Origin of the sequence: Achromobacter spanius (assembly GCF_029637605.1) — a bacterium.
GTDB classification, from domain to species: Bacteria; Pseudomonadota; Gammaproteobacteria; order Burkholderiales; family Burkholderiaceae_B; genus Achromobacter; species Achromobacter spanius_E.
Genome location: NZ_CP121261.1, coordinates 4221550 through 4238634, shown reverse-complemented (window position 1 = coordinate 4238634; position 17085 = coordinate 4221550). Strand labels below are relative to the sequence as shown.

Annotated in this window: 17 protein-coding genes; 6 read left to right on the top strand and 11 right to left on the bottom strand. The window is 61.5% G+C overall.

From position 1 onward, the window contains the following. Positions 1 to 4: 4 nt before the first annotated feature. The 8 genes from P8T11_RS18915 to P8T11_RS18880 form a co-directional block, all read right to left on the bottom strand. On the bottom strand, positions 5 to 1024 hold the full coding sequence (locus P8T11_RS18915) for a hypothetical protein (RefSeq protein WP_268080553.1): 1020 nt from the start codon (positions 1022 to 1024) through the stop codon (positions 5 to 7). A 101-nt stretch (positions 1025 to 1125) separates the two neighbouring features. Then, positions 1126 to 2484: a class I SAM-dependent methyltransferase gene (locus P8T11_RS18910; RefSeq protein WP_268080554.1), complete on the bottom strand. Its 1359-nt coding sequence runs from the start codon at positions 2482 to 2484 to the stop codon at positions 1126 to 1128. Next, complete coding sequence (locus P8T11_RS18905) at positions 2481 to 4271, bottom strand: ABC transporter ATP-binding protein (protein ID WP_268080555.1); 1791 nt, start codon at positions 4269 to 4271, stop codon at positions 2481 to 2483. The genes P8T11_RS18910 and P8T11_RS18905 overlap by 4 nt, the downstream gene beginning before the upstream one ends. Then, positions 4264 to 5049 carry an ABC transporter permease gene (locus tag P8T11_RS18900; protein ID WP_268080556.1) on the bottom strand — a complete coding sequence of 262 codons (786 nt, stop codon included), beginning with the start codon at positions 5047 to 5049 and terminating at the stop codon, positions 4264 to 4266. The genes P8T11_RS18905 and P8T11_RS18900 overlap by 8 nt, the downstream gene beginning before the upstream one ends. Continuing rightward, positions 5042 to 6130: a non-hydrolyzing UDP-N-acetylglucosamine 2-epimerase gene (wecB, locus tag P8T11_RS18895; protein ID WP_268080557.1), complete on the bottom strand. Its 1089-nt coding sequence runs from the start codon at positions 6128 to 6130 to the stop codon at positions 5042 to 5044. Before wecB ends, P8T11_RS18900 begins: the two co-directional genes overlap by 8 nt. After that, positions 6127 to 7227, bottom strand: a complete 1101-nt coding sequence (locus tag P8T11_RS18890; protein ID WP_268080558.1) for a DegT/DnrJ/EryC1/StrS family aminotransferase — start codon at positions 7225 to 7227, stop codon at positions 6127 to 6129. Before P8T11_RS18890 ends, wecB begins: the two co-directional genes overlap by 4 nt. Before the next feature lie 3 nt (positions 7228 to 7230). After that, a complete protein-coding gene (locus P8T11_RS18885) occupies positions 7231 to 7800 on the bottom strand; it encodes an acyltransferase (protein WP_268080559.1) in 570 nt (189 codons plus the stop codon). Between the two features lie 4 nt (positions 7801 to 7804). After that, positions 7805 to 8857, bottom strand: coding sequence for a Gfo/Idh/MocA family protein (locus P8T11_RS18880; RefSeq protein WP_268080560.1), 1053 nt, complete (start codon positions 8855 to 8857; stop codon positions 7805 to 7807). 122 nt (positions 8858 to 8979) lie between these two features. Between P8T11_RS18880 and waaC the strand changes: the two genes are divergently transcribed. Next, positions 8980 to 10017, top strand: coding sequence for a lipopolysaccharide heptosyltransferase I (waaC, locus tag P8T11_RS18875; protein ID WP_268080561.1), 1038 nt, complete (start codon positions 8980 to 8982; stop codon positions 10015 to 10017). A gap of 1 nt (position 10018) precedes the next feature. Beyond that, a complete protein-coding gene (locus tag P8T11_RS18870) occupies positions 10019 to 11377 on the top strand; it encodes a 3-deoxy-D-manno-octulosonic acid transferase (protein WP_268080562.1) in 1359 nt (452 codons plus the stop codon). A 172-nt stretch (positions 11378 to 11549) separates the two neighbouring features. On the opposite strand, the gene P8T11_RS18865 is transcribed toward P8T11_RS18870, so the two are convergent. The 3 genes from P8T11_RS18865 to P8T11_RS18855 are packed head-to-tail and all read right to left on the bottom strand — an operon-like array spanning position 11550 to position 13384. Then, the gene (locus P8T11_RS18865; protein WP_268080563.1) at positions 11550 to 11714 is read right to left on the bottom strand and encodes a hypothetical protein; all 165 of its coding nucleotides are present in this window, start codon (positions 11712 to 11714) and stop codon (positions 11550 to 11552) included. 15 nt (positions 11715 to 11729) lie between these two features. Then, a complete protein-coding gene (locus P8T11_RS18860) occupies positions 11730 to 12536 on the bottom strand; it encodes a type III pantothenate kinase (protein ID WP_268080564.1) in 807 nt (268 codons plus the stop codon). Then, on the bottom strand, positions 12533 to 13384 hold the full coding sequence (locus tag P8T11_RS18855) for a biotin--[acetyl-CoA-carboxylase] ligase (RefSeq protein ID WP_268080565.1): 852 nt from the start codon (positions 13382 to 13384) through the stop codon (positions 12533 to 12535). Before P8T11_RS18855 ends, P8T11_RS18860 begins: the two co-directional genes overlap by 4 nt. Positions 13385 to 13479: 95 nt before the next feature. Between P8T11_RS18855 and P8T11_RS18850 the strand changes: the two genes are divergently transcribed. The 4 genes from P8T11_RS18850 to P8T11_RS18835 are packed head-to-tail and all read left to right on the top strand — an operon-like array spanning position 13480 to position 17078. After that, complete coding sequence (locus P8T11_RS18850) at positions 13480 to 14610, top strand: MlaE family ABC transporter permease (RefSeq protein WP_268080566.1); 1131 nt, start codon at positions 13480 to 13482, stop codon at positions 14608 to 14610. Continuing rightward, entirely contained in the window at positions 14610 to 15449 is an 840-nt protein-coding gene (locus P8T11_RS18845) for an ABC transporter ATP-binding protein (RefSeq protein ID WP_100853848.1), read from the top strand. Before P8T11_RS18850 ends, P8T11_RS18845 begins: the two co-directional genes overlap by 1 nt. Next, a complete protein-coding gene (locus tag P8T11_RS18840) occupies positions 15436 to 16392 on the top strand; it encodes an MlaD family protein (protein WP_268080567.1) in 957 nt (318 codons plus the stop codon). Before P8T11_RS18845 ends, P8T11_RS18840 begins: the two co-directional genes overlap by 14 nt. Positions 16393 to 16421: 29 nt before the next feature. Beyond that, a complete protein-coding gene (locus P8T11_RS18835) occupies positions 16422 to 17078 on the top strand; it encodes an ABC-type transport auxiliary lipoprotein family protein (RefSeq protein ID WP_268082322.1) in 657 nt (218 codons plus the stop codon). The last annotated feature ends 7 nt before the right edge of the window (positions 17079 to 17085 follow it).

Sequence of the window (17085 nt, the reverse complement as noted above, 5' to 3'; positions counted from 1 at the left end):
TTAATTATGTATTTTTAATGTTGTACGCGTCTATCGCAATTTTTGCCACAGCGAAGGAATCGTGATATTTCCTGGCATAGGTCAAACCCGCTTCACCCATTCCCGCCCAGGTCTCCGGTTGATTCACCAAGCTTTCCAATACTTGCTCGATGGTGCGTGGATTGGCGGATAAGATGGGAAGATCTGCAGGATACAGGGGCCGGAGATCATCGCGGATGTAGCAAACCACCGGTTTACCCAACGCCATCATCTCAACGGAAAACTGTCCATAGGCGCCGATCAATAATTGATCAACAATAATGTCTGCGTCCAGGCAGGCCTGCATGGCGTCAACATGGCTCATCTTTTCGACCAGCACCAATTCGACGTCGAGGTGACGCGCCTGCAGACTTGCGATGGCTTCCTCGAGATGGATCGTGCCCTTGAGCAGCCGGCTCGACGGGCCGTGAGCAATGCGCACCGTCTTCTTGGCGCGTTGGCTCCAGGCTGCGCTAGCTTGCAACGACTGGCGTAGGGCGTCGAACTGTTCGAAGTTCAGCGGTTGCGGCAACCAAATGGCGTCCTCTACGAATTCCAGCAAGTCCGGTGTGCTAACAAAAATGCCATCACAGTTGCTCGCGGTCTCGACCGCCTTCAAGCGATTGGCGCTGCAAGCAGCGGGCCAACACGTTTTACAAGCGCTGTATTCATGCCGGGCGATAACCGCCTTGGCGTCGCGCAGGTCACATCCGCAAAAATAGAAGAAGACTCTTTTTCCCATGCGCTTCAGCCAAGGCACGTCATATAGACTTCCACCCGTTAACGACTGGCCGAAATAGAAATGAAACACGTCGTGTGTTAGGCTCTCCTTAATCGTCGAAGACACGCGGTCAGCCATCGTCCGCTTCAAGTATCTGTCGGCCGGATATCCATAGGTGCCGGTGCTGTAGCAAACTGCTTCAGCATCGTAGCCGAGTGTGCGCTGGGCCTTGGCAAGCACCCCGGCAGCGCCAGCAATATTGTTTGGCCCGTGGAAAATCTTCATGCTCGATGACACCCGATATAACTATGCGTGTAAGGTGCGCGCGTAGGGCCTTGTCTTGACAAGGCCCTACTCATTCAATGATACGGATCAGAAAGATTCTTTTATGATTCTGATCGCTGATTCAACTGGCTTTCCAACGAAGCGCGTCGCGCCTCAATATCGTTAGCCAGTGCATTGATGGCATTCAACTGTTTAGCGTGTTCCGCGCGCTCTGCTTCAAGCTGGTTCTGCAAATTTGAAACCGCAGCGCTGAACTCAAAAGCGCGATTAAAGCACTGAGCCCAATTCAGGGCTTCTGACCATACTACTCGCAATGTCCCGAAGCCCGCTGCTTTGGGAATTCGGATTCGGTAACCAACGGTGCCAGGGCAGACCTCCGGGCAAGTAAAGCGCCATTCGTCGTTTTTCTCGCGCTTGACGGGGACAGATTGATATCGCTCCTTCACCGCGTCGTAAACGGCCAGTTCCGGCGCGTCTTGCTGCGTTGCTGTTGCAAAGATCTGATACGGCAGGCGTGGCATCATTAAGACTTCGAATTCATCTCCATCAGGCACGAGATAGGGCCGGCTCGGATAGTTAACCAAGTGTCCCAAACGGCTGCACTGATCCAGAACAATAGGCGAAGTTACCGCAAATTCTCCCGAAAACTCAGGCTCATTGATGCGCTGGGGCATCGCGGGTGGGGTTTCCCTGCGCTTGAGCAGCACAAGCAATTCGGATGGCGTGGGTGCGGTTTCCAATCCGTGCTCGTAACGCAGGTATTGCAGGGCGAGCAACTGTTTTTCCAGAATGGCTGCCTGCTGCGAAGGAAGGCGTGCTTCACGTTGCGTGCCGCAATCGGGGCAAATTGCAGAGGGAAACTCGTAGTCCAGGTCGGCCAGCTCCAGGCCGGTTTGTGACAGCGTGACGTTACTGAACGGCCAGCGTTCTCCGGCCAGGCTGGTCGACACCACCTCGAATTCCGGCGGAAACAGATCCTCGAAATTCGTCGCCGAGTAGGATCGCTGATGATAATGGGCGTGAAACCGGCAGCGGCACTTCGGGCACTGTACTGTAGACGCCTCGAGAATTTCCTGATACGGCACTGCGATCAGGATGTATTTGCTGGCAACCCGTGCGATTTCCTTAATTGCCGCGCGATACACGCTGTCCGGAATATGCTCGATGACATCGCTGGACAGGACTAAGTCGAATTTCTGATCTTCAAAGGGCAGGTCAGTCAGATCGGCAAGCACGGTCGGTGCATTGACCTGGGCCAAAGCGGTCTGGCTGATGTCGCATCCCATCACATCCCATTGATCCACCAGGGCGTTGGTGACGATGCCACTACCACAGCCTGCATCCAGGATAGTGCGCACATCCTCTGGGATACGGGCCTTAAGCGCTTGCGCGACGTCGACCTGCGCGGCGCTGGGCGCGGCATTCCAGAGGGTGGCCTGGTCGTAGTAGTTCGAACTCATTTTTGACCCCCGCGGGTAGTGTTGACCGACCATACGGCGTCGTCCACCACGATGCCTCGTTCCAGTGCTGCGTTGACGGGGGGCGTCACACGCAGGCGATACTTGCGGTCTTGGACGTCGAACGCCACGGCGTCGCCGCTGGTTTCCGTGGTGAGGCCGTCAAATATCCCGATCGAAACCAGGTAATCACCCTTGCCGATGCGTAACGGCTCAAAGGCCGCCGTGACAGTGCCTTGCGAACCGTTGCCTTCTGTCGAGACGAACGGCGAAATCACCTGTGAGACGCAACGGCCATCTAAGCCGTAAACGCACACGGCGAACACCAAGCGATCAAGCGGCTTCTTTGCACGCCAGCCGATCTTGACGTACATAGGTTGGGAAAAATGGAACAGTCGGTGTGAGACCCCCTTGGCGTCCAAGAAGTCCACATCGGCAATCCAGGCGTCGCCTGTGCCATATGTGAAGTCATCGCGCTCCGGCTGCTCGTCCTCCTTGGGCGGTTCGGCTTCACTGGTTGCGGCAGCCTCCATTGGAATGACTGTTTCAAGCACCCGTGCGCCGCTGTGTTGCAGCGCGCCAAGCGTGATGTAGTCCACGCCGTCAAACATCTGCAGAAGCAACGGTTCGGCGGGATCGACCGGGCCGTGGGTAATCTTCAGGCTGAAATTCACGTCCTCGCCCATGCCGACTGGAAGGCGCAGGCTGATCGGGGCGTGATTGTAAGACCCATTGAAGCGGCCGACCATGCGGAAGGGTTGCCCATCTGACGCCTTGGAGGGCGGACCCCACTCCATGAATCCCTTGGCGGTCAGCAGATGCAGGCGTTCGGTGCGGTCGTCATCGCGAGCGTCACCGACAATAACCGAATCCAGCGTCTCGTTGTGATGCAGCAAGTCGACGCGATACACGGGCACAGGCTTTTCCGGCGCGCGTTGGGCCGACGTCACCAAGCGCAAGATATGTGTCTTGTCCAGGTCAGTGCCCGTGAGCAACTCGCTGACGTCGCCGCGCTGCAACTTGAGGTTGATCGCGCGCAGCCGCAGCTCTTCCTGCTTGCGGATTGATGCCGCATACCGCTTGCTGACGTCGTTCGGATCGCTGTCCATGATCATGCGGCCGCGCTCGATCCAGATGCAGCGGTCGCAGATCATTTGCACCGCGGACATGTCGTGCGAAACGAAGAGAACAGTGGTGCCTTGTGAAGTCAGTTCGCGCATCCGTGCGGCGGACTTCGCCGAGAAGTACGCATCGCCAGCACCGAGAATTTCGTCAATGATCAAAATCTCGGGGCGCACGGCGGTGGCGACCGCAAACGCAAGGCGCGAATACATGCCGGCCGAATACGTCTTGACCGGCTTGTCCATGAACTCATCGAGTTCCGAAAAGTCGATGACGCTGTCCAGCAGGCGCTTGGCTTCCCTGCCGGTCACGCCCTGGTAGGCCAACGACGAGATGACGTTGGCGCGGCCTGTGAATTCGGGGTGAAAGCCAGTCCCCAATTCCATCAGCGCCTGGACTTCGCCTCGCACCCGCGCGTAGCCGGAAGACGGGCGCAATAGCCCCGCGACGATTTTGAGCAGGGTACTTTTGCCGGCGCCGTTTCGACCGATCAACCCGATCCGTTCACCTGGCTGGATGGAAAACGAAATGTCGCGCAGCGCCCAGAACTCTTCGTAGCTGTTCGAGGGAACGGGCAGACCCAAGGTTTCCATCATCCGGAAGCGCGGCGACCGGAACATTCGGAACATCTTTGAGAGATCTGATATCTCGATAATCGGGTCAGACATAGTCGGCGAACAAAGGCTTCAGACGAGAGAACACGTAACCGCCCAACATAAAGAAACCACCAGCGATGCACGTGAACGTGATCAACATGGAGGTGGGAATCACGCCAATGAAAGCCACGTCGCGGTAAAGCATGATGAGGTAATACAGCGGATTGGGATACATGAAGGGCACCAGTGCCGGCGGTATCATTTCATGCGTATAGGCGATCGGCGAAACCAGCATCAGAAATAGCGTCATGATCGACACGGTTTGCGCGATGTCTGGAATAAACACGTTCATGGCCGAAAGCAGCCAGATCAGGCCGATTGTGAATATCAGCTGAAGCACGATGATGACCGGCAGCATAAACTGGGTCGCATGCACGATGCCATTGGCCCAAAGGAAGATCAGCAGCAATGCCAGCCCGACCAGCATCGTGACCGAACTGGCGAGCACGGCCTTGACGGGAATCAGCTCGATGGGAAATAGCGTGTTCTTGACCAGCCCCTTATTACCAAGCACGCAACCCACCCCGCCACCCAGCGCTTCGGAGAAGCCCAGGAATGGAATGAGCCCGCTAAAGATAAGCAGCACATATTCAAACGTGGAATAGTTGCCGAGCTTGATCTTGAAGATCATCGTATAGACGACCGCGTACAAGCCGAGAAACATCAGCGGGTACAACAGCGTCCACAGACGCCCCAGGATGGTCCCGGAAAAACGCATTTTCACATCGGTCAGCGTGGTCGCCCAAAGAAGCCTGCGGTGCTTCCACAATAGCTGCGATCTATCAAACATTAGTTGTTGCTTCCAGGCAATCCAGTGCACGCTCTGCCGCATCGCCACGCCCGAACAGGCAGGGGGTCGAGGAGGGGGGTGAGAGCGTCGCGACGGCTTCCAGAATCCGTTCACGGTTGGCGCCCACCAGTTGGTTCCAGCCAGAATCCACGGTTTCTACCCATTCCGTTTCGTCACGCAAGGTAATGCAGGGAACCTGGTAGAAAAATGCCTCCTTCTGCACGCCGCCAGAGTCAGTCAGGATGGCGCTGGCCGACTGTTCAAGGGCCACCATGTCCAGGAATGCCAAGGGTTCCACAATGCGGACATTGCCGAGCAACGATTCGAGGTTCGCCTCAACCAGTTTGCGCGTACGGGGATGTAGCGGCAGCACGACGGTTTGCCTAGCGGAAATGTCCCCCAGCGCGGACAGGATGGCGGACAGCCGTGTAGAGTCGTCGGTATTTTCGGCACGATGGCACGTTGCCAAGATGAAGCATTTTTCCTTCAATCCAAGCTTCTGCATGATCGTGCTGGTTTGCCGCGCTTTCTCTCCATAATAGAGAGCAACGTCAAACATCACATCGCCTACATTACTCACACCCACGGTAATACCCTCGTTGGCCAGATTTTGAACGGCCGTATCGGTGGGGCACAGTAACAAAGTGGAGACGCGGTCGGAGAGTATTCGGTTTACTTCTTCGGGCATGCGCATGTTGAACGAGCGCAAGCCGGCCTCCACATGGGCGACGGGAATATGCAACTTTGCAGCTGCCAACGCGCCGGCCAAGGTGGAATTGGTGTCACCGTAAATAAGAACCCAATCAGGTTTTTCCTGGAGCAGGATATCTTCGATGGCCTCAAGCATGCGGCCCGTCATGGCCCCATGCGATCCGCCAGCGATGCTGAGGTTGTGCTTTGGCGAGGGAATGCCCAGTTCGTCGAAGAACACTTGTGACATATTGCCGTCGTAGTGCTGGCCCGTATGGACTAGGACTTCTTCGATACGACCTTGTCGATTGTCGCGGATCTGGCGAGAGATCGCAGCGGCCTTGATGAATTGAGGGCGGGCACCGACGATCGTGATTATCTTGATGCTCATTGCTGCAGAGCCCTAATCAGTGCTTTGCAAACGTTTGCAATGGCGTCCTCATCCATATAAGGATGCATGGGCAAGCTCATGACACGTTCGGCCAGGTACTCCGAATTTGGGGTAACGCAGGCATTGGCAAAATGCGCGTATGCCGGTTGCATATGGATCGGACGTGGATAATGCACGGCCGTCGGAATGCCGGCTTCCTTGAGCGAGGTAATAACGGCTTCGCGGTTCGGAATCATGACGGTGAATTGCGCCCACACGCTGTCGCGATCGGGACGTACGGTGACCGTGCCCGAGCCGCTCGGCAGATCCGCGAGCAGTTGGCGATAGCGTTCGCCAATCTGGATGCGTTGCTCGACCTCGGCGTCAAAGCGTTCGAGTTTGCCCAGGACCACGGCGCATTGCAGCGTGTCCATGCGGCCGCCCACACCAATACGGGTATGGTAATAACGCCCGGATTGACCATGAACGCGGATTTCTCGCATGGCTTGCGCCAGTTCGTCATCGCTTGTGAAAATGGCGCCGCCGTCTCCGTAGCAGCCCAGGGGCTTGCTCGGGAAGAAACTCGTGCAGCCGATCTTGGAAAGGTTGCAGCTCTTTTTGCCTTTGTATGTGGCGCCGAAACTTTGCGCCGCGTCTTCAATCACGGTGATGCCATGCTTTTCCGCAATGGCGTTCACTTCGTCCATGTCGCCACACTGGCCGTACAGCGACACAGGGATGATTGCCTTGGTGCGCGGCGTGATCTTGGCTTCGATTTCAGAGGCCAGGATGTTGCAGGTGTCTTTTTCGACATCTACGAATACCGGTACGGCGCCAAGCAACGCGATAACTTCGGCGGTTGCGACAAACGTAAACGATGTGGTGATGACCTCGTCGCCAGCGGTGACGCCGAGCGCCATCAGCGAAATCAGCAATGCTTCCGTGCCCGAGGCCACAGTGATGCAGTGCTTGGCGCCGGTGTAGGCGCATAGCGCCGTTTCCAGCTCTTTGACTTCCGGGCCCATGATGTACTGCCCGTGATCCAGCACCTGCTGGATACGGGTGTTGATTGGGTCGCGAAGGAGTTGATACTGCTTCTTCAGGTCAATGAATTGCATGGTTCACACTAATTGGCAAACGCCATCCTTGAGCGTGTATTGATCACCGGTCGCGGGACAAGTCGCCTGCGCGTTACCAGTAAGAGGTAGGTCGAGTTGTTCGCCGTGGCGGCTCATCCAGCCGATCTGGCGGGCTGGGACACCTACAACCAGAGCGAAATCAGGTACGTCTTTGTTGACCACGGCCCCCGCGCCGACGAACGCAAAACTGCCGATCGTGGCGCCGCACACAATGGTGCAGTTGGCGCCCAGCGTGGCACCCTGGCGCACCAGTGTATTGCGGTATTCGTTCTTGCGTTCGATTGCGGCGCGCGGGTTGTAAACGTTCGTGAAGACCATGCTCGGACCACAAAACACGTCATTCTCGAGCGTGACATTGTCATATACCGAGACGTTGTTCTGGATTTTGACGCGGTCCCCAATTTTTACCTTGTTACCGACGAACACGTTCTGACCCAGGGAACAGCCTTCGCCGATCACCGCCCCGGAGCAGACATGAACCCAGTGCCAGACGCGGCTGGACGTACCAATCTGGGCGCCTTCGTCAATGATTGCAGTGGAATGAATAGTCATGGGATCAGTCCAGCGGCAATGGAACACGGATGCCGTCGCGCGCCGATCGGTACATCGCGGTCAGCAGGGCCAGGGATTGAAGCCCTTCGCGGCCATCCGTCTCGGGCTCGCATTCGCCGCGCAATGTGCGGATCACGTTGTCGTAGTACAGCGGGTGACCGAAGCCATAGACCGACGTGGTTTCGTAGTTTGCCTCGCGAATCTTGTCGTCGTCGGGGCTTTCGTCGGCGAACTTCCATTCGTCAATGCGATTGACGGCGACGCCGCCTACGCGGACTGTGCCCTTTTCGCCGAGAATTGTGATGGAGCCTTCCAAGTTCTGCGGATACGTCAACATGGTGACGTTGATCGAACCCATTGCGCCATGCCGCCAACGGACGGCGGCCACGCCAGTATCTTCCGCTTCAATGCGGCGAGCAAGCGTCGCCGTGTAGGCGTAGACGCTTTCGACCGGGCCGACCAGCCAATCCAGCAAGTCTACATAGTGGCTGGCCTGGTTCATGAAGGCGCCACCGTCCCATTCCCACTTGCCGCGCCAGCGCGCTGCATCGTAGTACTCCTGGGGCCGGGTCCAGAAGACGTTGACGGTGACCATATAGATGCGGCCGAAACGGCCTTGGTCGATGGCTTTCTTGAGCAGTTGCAGCGTGGCGTTGCGGCGGTTTTGCTTGACCACGAAGAGCCGAACGCCCGCTTCGTCACAAGCCTTGACCATGCGCTTGCCGTCTTCCCAGCGCGTCGCCATGGGCTTTTCGCTGACGACATGGCGGCCAGATTGCGCGATTTCGATCGCTTGCCAAGGGTGCAGGCCGGACGGCGTGGCCAGGATGACCGCGTCTGCCGAGCTATTCGCCAGCAATTCAGTCAGCGACGCGTGAGGAGTTGCGCCCGTTGCTTCGGCTGCTGCCTTGAGCGCAGCGGGATTGGTGTCACAAACGTCCACGATCTCTGCACGATCGCTGTGTTGGGCGATTGCACCGATGTGATTCTTGGAAATGCGCCCACATCCAACCAGGGCGAAACGGACCTTACGGTCGGTAACTGGATTAGCGGTCATCGGAGATTAAGTTGTTTTGTTGTAAATTGCCGGGATAACTCGACTACCCCACCCGGAATAGAGCGTAATAATACTTGAAGAGAGGGGGGGCGACGAGCAGTCCAAATCTTCCATTTCAATTGATGCCGACTCGTATTCTCATCGTCCGTACATCGTCATTAGGCGATCTAGTGCATATGCTTCCCGCGATTTCGGACATTGCCAGATATATCCAGGACGCAAAGATCGACTGGGTCGTCGAAGAAGCGTTTGCCGAGATCCCCTCGTGGCACCCGGCTGTCAATGAAATCATCAAGGTCGCGCATCGCCGTTGGCGCAAGTCCTGGTGGTCTTCGCAGGTGCGCGCCGAACGCAAGGCGTTGAAAGAGCGCTTGCGCTCCACGCAATACGACATCGTCCTGGACATGCAGGCGTTGCTGAAGTCCGCGTGGCTTGTGCGCCAGGCGCGCGGGGTGCGCCATGGGTTGGACTGGCGCTCGGCGCGTGAGCCGCTGGCCTCGTTGTTCTACAACGTGCGCCATCGTGTGGAATTCTGGCAGCCCGCCGTGATCCGTCAGCGCAAGCTGGCGGGGCTGACCTTTGGCTATCAGCATGCCGGCTTGCCGGATTTCGGTTTGCAGAACTTCGTGCGTCAGGCGGCGCAACCGGCCGAGCCCGTCATCGAAGTCGGCAGCGCGGGCTTGAACGCTGGCGAGCTGCCGCGCCTGCATCATCTGGAAAACGACCGCGGTTACGCGGTGATCATGCCGTCGGCCAGCCGTGACGACAAACTCTGGCCCGAAGAAGATTGGCGCGCGGTGTTCCGCCGTTTGCGCGAGGCCGGATGCACCCTGAAGCTTCTGGCGGGTAACGAATCCGAAGCCGAACGCGCCAGCTTGCTGGTGGCCGGAATGGACGGGACGGAAGTGATGCCTCGCATGGACTTGACGGAAGTGGCGCGCCTGCTTGCCGGCGCGCGCCTGATGGTGGGGCTGGACAGTGGCCTGACGCACTTGTCGGCCGCGTTGGGCCGCCCGACCATTGGCATCTACCGCGCCTCCACGCCGGTCCGCACGCCGCTTGTCGGCTCGAACTACACCGCCAGCCTGGGCGACCGAGGCGCTTCGCCATCGCGTGAAGCGGTCATGGCCGCTGTCGAGCAGGCTCTGGCCGCCCAGTGATATGAACCGCGGCGTCTATACGCTGGCTCTTCGGGCGTTGGCGCCGCTGCTCTGGTTATGGATGGCGCGCCGCGCCAAGCGTGCCGGTGGTGAGTGGGGTGTGTTCTCACGTGAACGTTTCGGCCTCCCGATTGAATCACCACCTTCGGCTTCCGGTTCAGTTCCGGCGTCGGCTTCCGCTTCAACTTCGGTCGATCTCGCATCCGCTTCCGCCCCCATTTTCGCCCATTTCCCCTGGTCAGCCCCGGTCTGGGTGCACGCCGTCAGCCTGGGCGAGACGCGTGCCGCACAGCCGCTGCTGCAAGCCTTGCTTGACCGTGGCCTGCCCGTGTTCTTGACCCATATGACCGCCACGGGCCGTGCCGAGGGCCAGCGTTTGTTCGACGACGCCATCGGCCGGGGGCAGTTGCGTCAGGCTTGGCTGCCCTATGACTTTCCCGGTTCAACCCGCCGTTTCATGCAGGGCTATCAGCCGCGTTGCGGCTTGCTCATCGAACGCGAGATCTGGCCGAACCTGTTGGCCGCCGCCCGCCGCGCACAAGTTCCCATGGCGCTGGTCAGCGCCCGCTATTCTGCGTCGTCATTGCGGCAGGCGGGGCGCATGGGCAGCGTGATGCGCGAAGCGCTGGCAGGGCTGGATCTGGTGTTGGCGCAGACCTCCGAAGATGCGGGGCGCCTGAAGCAGGCGGGCGCATCCGAGCCCATCGTCACCGGAAACCTGAAATTCGACTTGGTGTTGCCAGCGGTGCAGGTCCAGGCGGGTGAGGCATGGCGTACACGTCTGGGCCGCCAGGTGATCGCAATTGCCAGCACGCGCGAGGGCGAGGACGCGCTCTTCATCGAGGCCATTAAACGCCGTAGCGGCCAGCCGGGCGCGCCGCTGTTCGTGCTGATTCCGCGTCACCCGCAACGTTTTGACGAGGCGGCTCAACTGCTGAGCGACGCGCAATTGCCGTTTGTCCGGCGTAGCAGCGGCAGTGAACCCGAGGCACAGACGTCGGTGCTGCTTGGCGACACGCTGGGGGAGATGGCCTTCTACTACGCGGCGTCAGACGTGGCCATCGTGGCAGGCAGCTTTGCGCCGCTGGGCGGCCAGAATCTGATCGAAGCGTGTGCGGCGGGAGTGCCCGTCATTGTGGGGCCGCACACGTTCAATTTTCTGCAAGCGGCTGACGACGCGATTGCGGCGGGCGCAGCGTTGCGGGAACCCGATCCAGCGCAGGCCGTGGATGCTGCGCTGGCCTGGTCACGGGATGAGGTCAGTCGCGAACGCGCGAGCCGGGCGGCGCGTGCGTGGTTTGAATTGCATGCCGGTGCGACCCGCCGGACGATGGACGCGCTGGCGCATTGGTTAGGTTGATCAGCGGATCAACTGCGATGGGATGTAACGCCCGAGAAGGCGTTGGCGATATCAGGGCAAGACGCCGCAGGCGCCGCACCCCAGCAGCTCTGCACCAGACGGTGCACCAGGCAAGACGTCACAGCACCAGGTCAAGACGCCATACAGTTAAGGCGCCGCACGCAGCCCCAAACTAAGGCGTCGCCCGCCCCACCAGCTTCACCGCATCCGCATTCAGTTCCTGACTGAACCGCCGCGTATCCCGCCCCTCATCCTCCGGGCGCACGCCGATCCAGCCCTGGCCCAGCGCCAGCACCCATAAATTCGCCAGCACGATCAGGATGAATAGCACTCGCATGGCGGAAGACCTCGCTCAGGCGTGGGTGTCCAGGGTGGCGCGCGCGACCGCGGCCAGGCCATCCAGGACGGGGTGATCCAGGTATACCGGCACGGGGGCCGCGCCGAATGCGCCGCCGGCGTCGGCCAGCAAGCGTTCAATCTCTTGATGCACTTCGGGCCAGCCGCCGCCCGCCGCGTAGATCTGCGGGGTCTGGCCATAGCGCTGGCGGCCCGCCAGCCATTGGCGCACCACCGCGCCGGCTTGCGCTGCGGCGATGCCCGAGGCGATGGCTTCGTGCGTGTCGACGGGATAGGCCACGACCTGGCCATTGGCAATCGGCAGGTTGGCGGTGCCGTGGGCCAGCGCGCTGCGCATCATGGCGGGGCCGGGCAGGATCAGGCCGCCCGCGAAGACGTTGTCAGGGCCGACGGTGTCGATGGTGGTGGCGGTGCCGAAGCTGGCCAGCACGAAGGGAGGATGCGCGCCGGGCAGGCGCGACAGCACGCCCAGCAGCGAGGCCCAGCGGTCGGCGCCCAGTTGCGTCGGCACGCGGTAACTGTTGACCAGCCCCAGCGTGGTCGCCTGCGACGGCGACCAGGTCACCGCACAGCCATGCTTTTGCAGGGTGGCGGCGATGGCCGTGCCGCGCGCCTCGCCCGCCACGTTCACGCCCAGCGCGCGCAGAGGGCGGCGCGGGAGCGCGGCCAGCCAGTCGTCCAGCGCATCCAGGTCCAGGCCGTCGAAGGCGATAGCCGCCGGTTCGCGGGGCATGTCGGGGTTGCTGGCGTCCAGCCAACCCACCTTGAGACGGCTGTTGCCGGAGTCGATAAGAATAATCATGCTTGGCGTCGAATCGAAATTTCACCGATCGAGATCGGTGTGGCGCCCTCGGGCGTTTGCACCAGCAGGCGCCCGTGTTCGTCTACGCCACAGGCGGTGCCGCTAAGTAGGATATCGCCTTTCTCCAGCACGTTCACCGGCCTGCCCGCTAAGGCGTCGACCTGATTGAAACGCTGGCGGAACGCGGCGAAACCTTCGCGTTCCAGGGTCTGGACGGCTTCCAGCCAGGCGGTGGCGCTGGCGCAGACCAGGTCGGCGGCGCTGGCCTGGCGGTCTGATTCGGCTTGCACCTGGGTCCAGTCGGCCACTTCGCGGCCCAACGCGCGGGACAGTTCGCCCGCGTCGGTCAGGTTGACGCCCATGCCGATGACGACGGTGTAGCCGGCTTCGCGGCCGCCCGGGTTGCGGGTGGTTTCCACCAGCACGCCCGCCAGCTTGGCGTCGTGCCACTGCACATCATTCGGCCACTTCATGCACAGGCCGCGCGCACGTGGGCCGGCCACCGCGCGCAGTGCCTCGCAGGCGGCTACGCCGGCCAAGGGAGACAGCGCGGGCAATTGCGCGGCAGGCAGATGGACGTCGTAAGCGCAGGAAAACATCAAGGTGGCGCCAGACTGGTTTTGCCAGGGACGTCCCGCGCGGCCACGGCCGGCGTTTTGTAGATGGCTGCCCAGCAGCCACGGTTTACCGGCCCCGGCGCCTGAGCGCGCGCGCGCCAGCAGGTCGGCATTGGTCGACCCGGTGTCGCCGGTCCAGGCGATGTCTTGGAATACGGGCAGGCGCGAGCCTAGCTCCCGGGCCAGGGCTTCCGGCGCGGGCAGGTCGATAGGGCGAACGTGATCAGGCATGGCGGCGATTGTAGGGCACGCGGCCCGCCCTCGCGGCCTTTCAGCCCTCTAGCGTTTATCATTGGCGATACATTTCGCATCGGTGCTCCGCCTACATGCCGCATTCCGCTTCATCCGCGTCCGCCGCCGCGCCTTTCCGTCAGGACGGGAAAGTTTGCCATGTGGCGGGCGACTGGAGCGTTCTGGCCCTGGCCCAGGCCGGCGAAGTCGAACGCCGGCGCACCGCAATGGCGCGGGCCGCTGAAGAGGGCGTGCGTTGGGACCTGCATGGCATCAGTCGGCTGGACACCATCGGCGCCTTGCTCATCTGGCAGGCCTGGGGCGAAAAGCTGCCCGAGCGCGTGCGCTGGTCGGCCGGCCAGCAGGATGTATTCAACGCGCTGGCCATGAACAAGGGCGAGGTCCAGGCGGCGCCGTCCAAGCCCGAATCCTGGACGTGGGTCCGCGCCCTGGGCGGGGCCATATTCCAAGCCGCCGAGAACGGCCGGGCCCTGCTCATCATGCTGGGCCAACTGATTCTGGATCTGGGCAGCATGCTGCGCCGTCCGCGCCTGGGTCCATGGCGCGAGATCTCGGCGCAGGTGTATCGAACCGGCGCGCAGGCGCTGGGCATCACGGCGCTGGTGGGGTTCCTGATTGGCGTGGTGCTGTCGTATCTGTCGGCGCAGCAGCTTCAAATGATTGGTGCCGACCGCTTCATTGTGCGGCTGTTGGGCGTGTCCATCGTGCGCGAGCTTGGGCCGGTGCTGGCCGCCATTCTGGTGGCGGGCCGGTCGGGCTCTGCCATCACCGCGCAGATTGGCGTGATGCGGGTCACTCAGGAACTGGACGCCATGCGGGTCATGGGCATCTCACACGGCCAACGGCTGATTCTGCCGCGCGTGCTGGCGTTGGCGGTAACCATGCCCCTGCTGTCCCTTTGGACAAGCGCCATGGCGCTCCTGGGCGGCATGCTGGCCGCGCAAGTGCAGTTGGGCGTGTCGGCGCAGTGGTTTTTGACGTCGCTGCCTGACGCCATTTCATTGACCAATTACTGGATCGGCATCCTGAAGGGCGTGACCTTCGGCATCCTGATCGCGCTGATCGCCTGCCACTTCGGCCTGCGCATCCAGCCCAATACCGAAAGCCTGGGGCGCGGCACCACCACATCCGTGGTTACATCAATTACTGGTGTGATTTTGCTGGATGCGCTGTACGCCATCATCTTCAGTTCGGTGGGCATCTGATGAACAGCGCCCTGCAACATCGATTGTTCACCGATGACAGCATCACGGTTGAACCCGTCATCACGGTGCGCGGACTGCGTACGGCCTTTGGCGACCATGTGGTTCACGACAACCTTGACCTGACCGTCTTCCCGGGCGAAATCCTGGTGCTGGTGGGCGGTTCGGGCACGGGCAAGACGGTGTTGCTGCGGCAGATCATCGGCCTGGACCAGCCCGCCGCCGGCAGCGTGAAAGTGCTGGGGCATTCCTTGTTTGACCTGACGCCCGGCGAGCGCCGGCGCCTGTCGTACCGATGGGGCATGCTGTTTCAGGCGGGGGCGCTGTTCTCGGCCTTGTCCGTGTTCGACAATGTGGCCTTGCCGCTGCGCGAACTGCGTACGGTGCCGGAAGACCTGGTGCGCGACGTCGTCATGTGCCGGCTGGCCATGGTGGGGCTGACGGCCAATGATGCCGACAAGCGGCCGTCGGATTTGTCCGGCGGCATGGTCAAGCGCGTGGCGCTGGCGCGCGCCTTGTCGCTGGACCCGGAATTGCTGTTCCTGGACGAGCCCACGGCCGGCCTGGACCCGCTGCGCTCGGACGAATTCGTGGACCTGGTGCGCAGCCTGCATCGGCAGTTGGGGTTTACCGTCGTCATGGTGACGCACGATCTGGACACGCTGCTGGCGTTGGCCACCCGTGTTGCCGTGCTGGCGGACAAGCGGGTGATCGTGTGCGACACGGTGCCGGAAGTACTGAAGGTCGATCACCCGTTCATTCACACGTTCTTCCTGGGCGAACGCGGCTTGCGCGCGCTTGGGGATCTGGCGCCGAAGGGATTGCATCATGGAAAACCGTAGTCATGCGCTCATGGCCGGCATCTTCACGCTGGTCCTGCTGGCCGCCGCCGTGCTGGTGGCCGTCTGGATTGGCCGGGACCGGACCCAACTGCAAACGTACGAAATCATCTCGGCCACGGCCGTCAGCGGCCTGAACCCGCAATCGGCCGTGCGCTATCAGGGCGTGCCGGTGGGCAAGGTGCAGTCGCTGGCGCTGAACCCCAAGAAGCCGGGCCAGGTGCGCATCCGCATCGGCGTGGCGCCGAACACGCCGATCACTGAATCGACCTGGGCCGAACTGGGCGTGCAGGGCGTGACGGGCATGGCCAATGTCGAGCTGCGCGACGACGGCTCGTCGATCAAGCGCCTGACGTCCACGGCGGAAAATCCCGCCGCCATTCCGCTGCGCCCGGGCTTTCTTGACCGTATCGAGCAACGCGGCGGCAAGCTGATTTCAAACGTGGAAGAAGCCACCGAGCAACTGCGCCGCGTGCTGAGCGAACAGAACGTGCAAGCGCTGACCGCCAGCCTGCAAAACGCCACCGACATCACGCAGTCATTGCGGCAAGCCAGCCGCGACCTGGCGCCCACGATGGCCAAGCTGGGCCCGCTGCTGGATTCGCTGAACAACACCTCACGCCAGGCGGATCGCGCAGCGCGCGAGATTGCCGATCTGGCGCAGCAGGCTCGCCAGGCGGTGGCACGCCTGAACGCGCCCGATGGCCCCTTGTCAGTGGCCACGCGCAGCCTGAACGACATCGCCCTGGCCGCCGCCCGGCTGGACGGCGAGACCTTGCCCGCCGTTACCAACATGGCCGGCAACGTCAGCGCGGCTGCGCGCGGAGCGGCCGTGACCCTGCGCCGTGTCGACAGCACGCCGCAATCGTTCTTGTTCGGCCCGGCGCCTGTTGCGCCTGGGCCTGGCGAAGCCGGGTTCGCCGGTTTCGGGAGGCAGCCCAAATGAAGATGCTGAAGATGCGTTGCGCCGTTTCGATGGTGACCCGGACGTTGACCCTGACTGTGACCTTGACGTTGACGCTGGCGCTTGCGGGTTGCGGTATTGGCCGCGTGCCTGCGCCGCCGTCAGTCTTCGACCTGGGGCTGGACGCCCAGCCAGCCCCCGCCTTGCCGGCACGCGCACCCATTGCGATGAGCTTCCAGGCGTCGCCCGCCTTGTCGGATACCGGCGTGATCTGGCGGGTGGGCGACAGCGCCGCGCCCAAGGCCTATGCCACCTACCGCTGGGCATCGGCGCCGTCCGAGCTGGTGCGCCAGCGCATTACCGACCGCCTGTCGCGTCAGGGTCCCGTTCTGGCTGATCGCGTCAATCTTCAGACGCCGCAATTGCAGGTTTCCCTGTCGCAGTTCGAACAGGTGTTCTCGGAAGACGGCCAGACCAGCCAGGGGCGCATCCTGCTGCAGGCGGTATTGGTCAATGGCCGCTCGGTCGTCGATCAAACCCGCATCCTGGTGCAGGCGCCCGCGCCCACGCAGGACGCCGCGGGCGGGGTGGCCGCGTTGCGGCAAGCCACCGACCAGGCGGCCGACCAGTTGGCGCAATGGCTGGCCACCACCATGGCCCCCGCCACGATGAAGCCTGCAACGACGACGCCGGCCACGATGACGCCCGCCGCCAAAGCGGGCGGTTAACATCGTT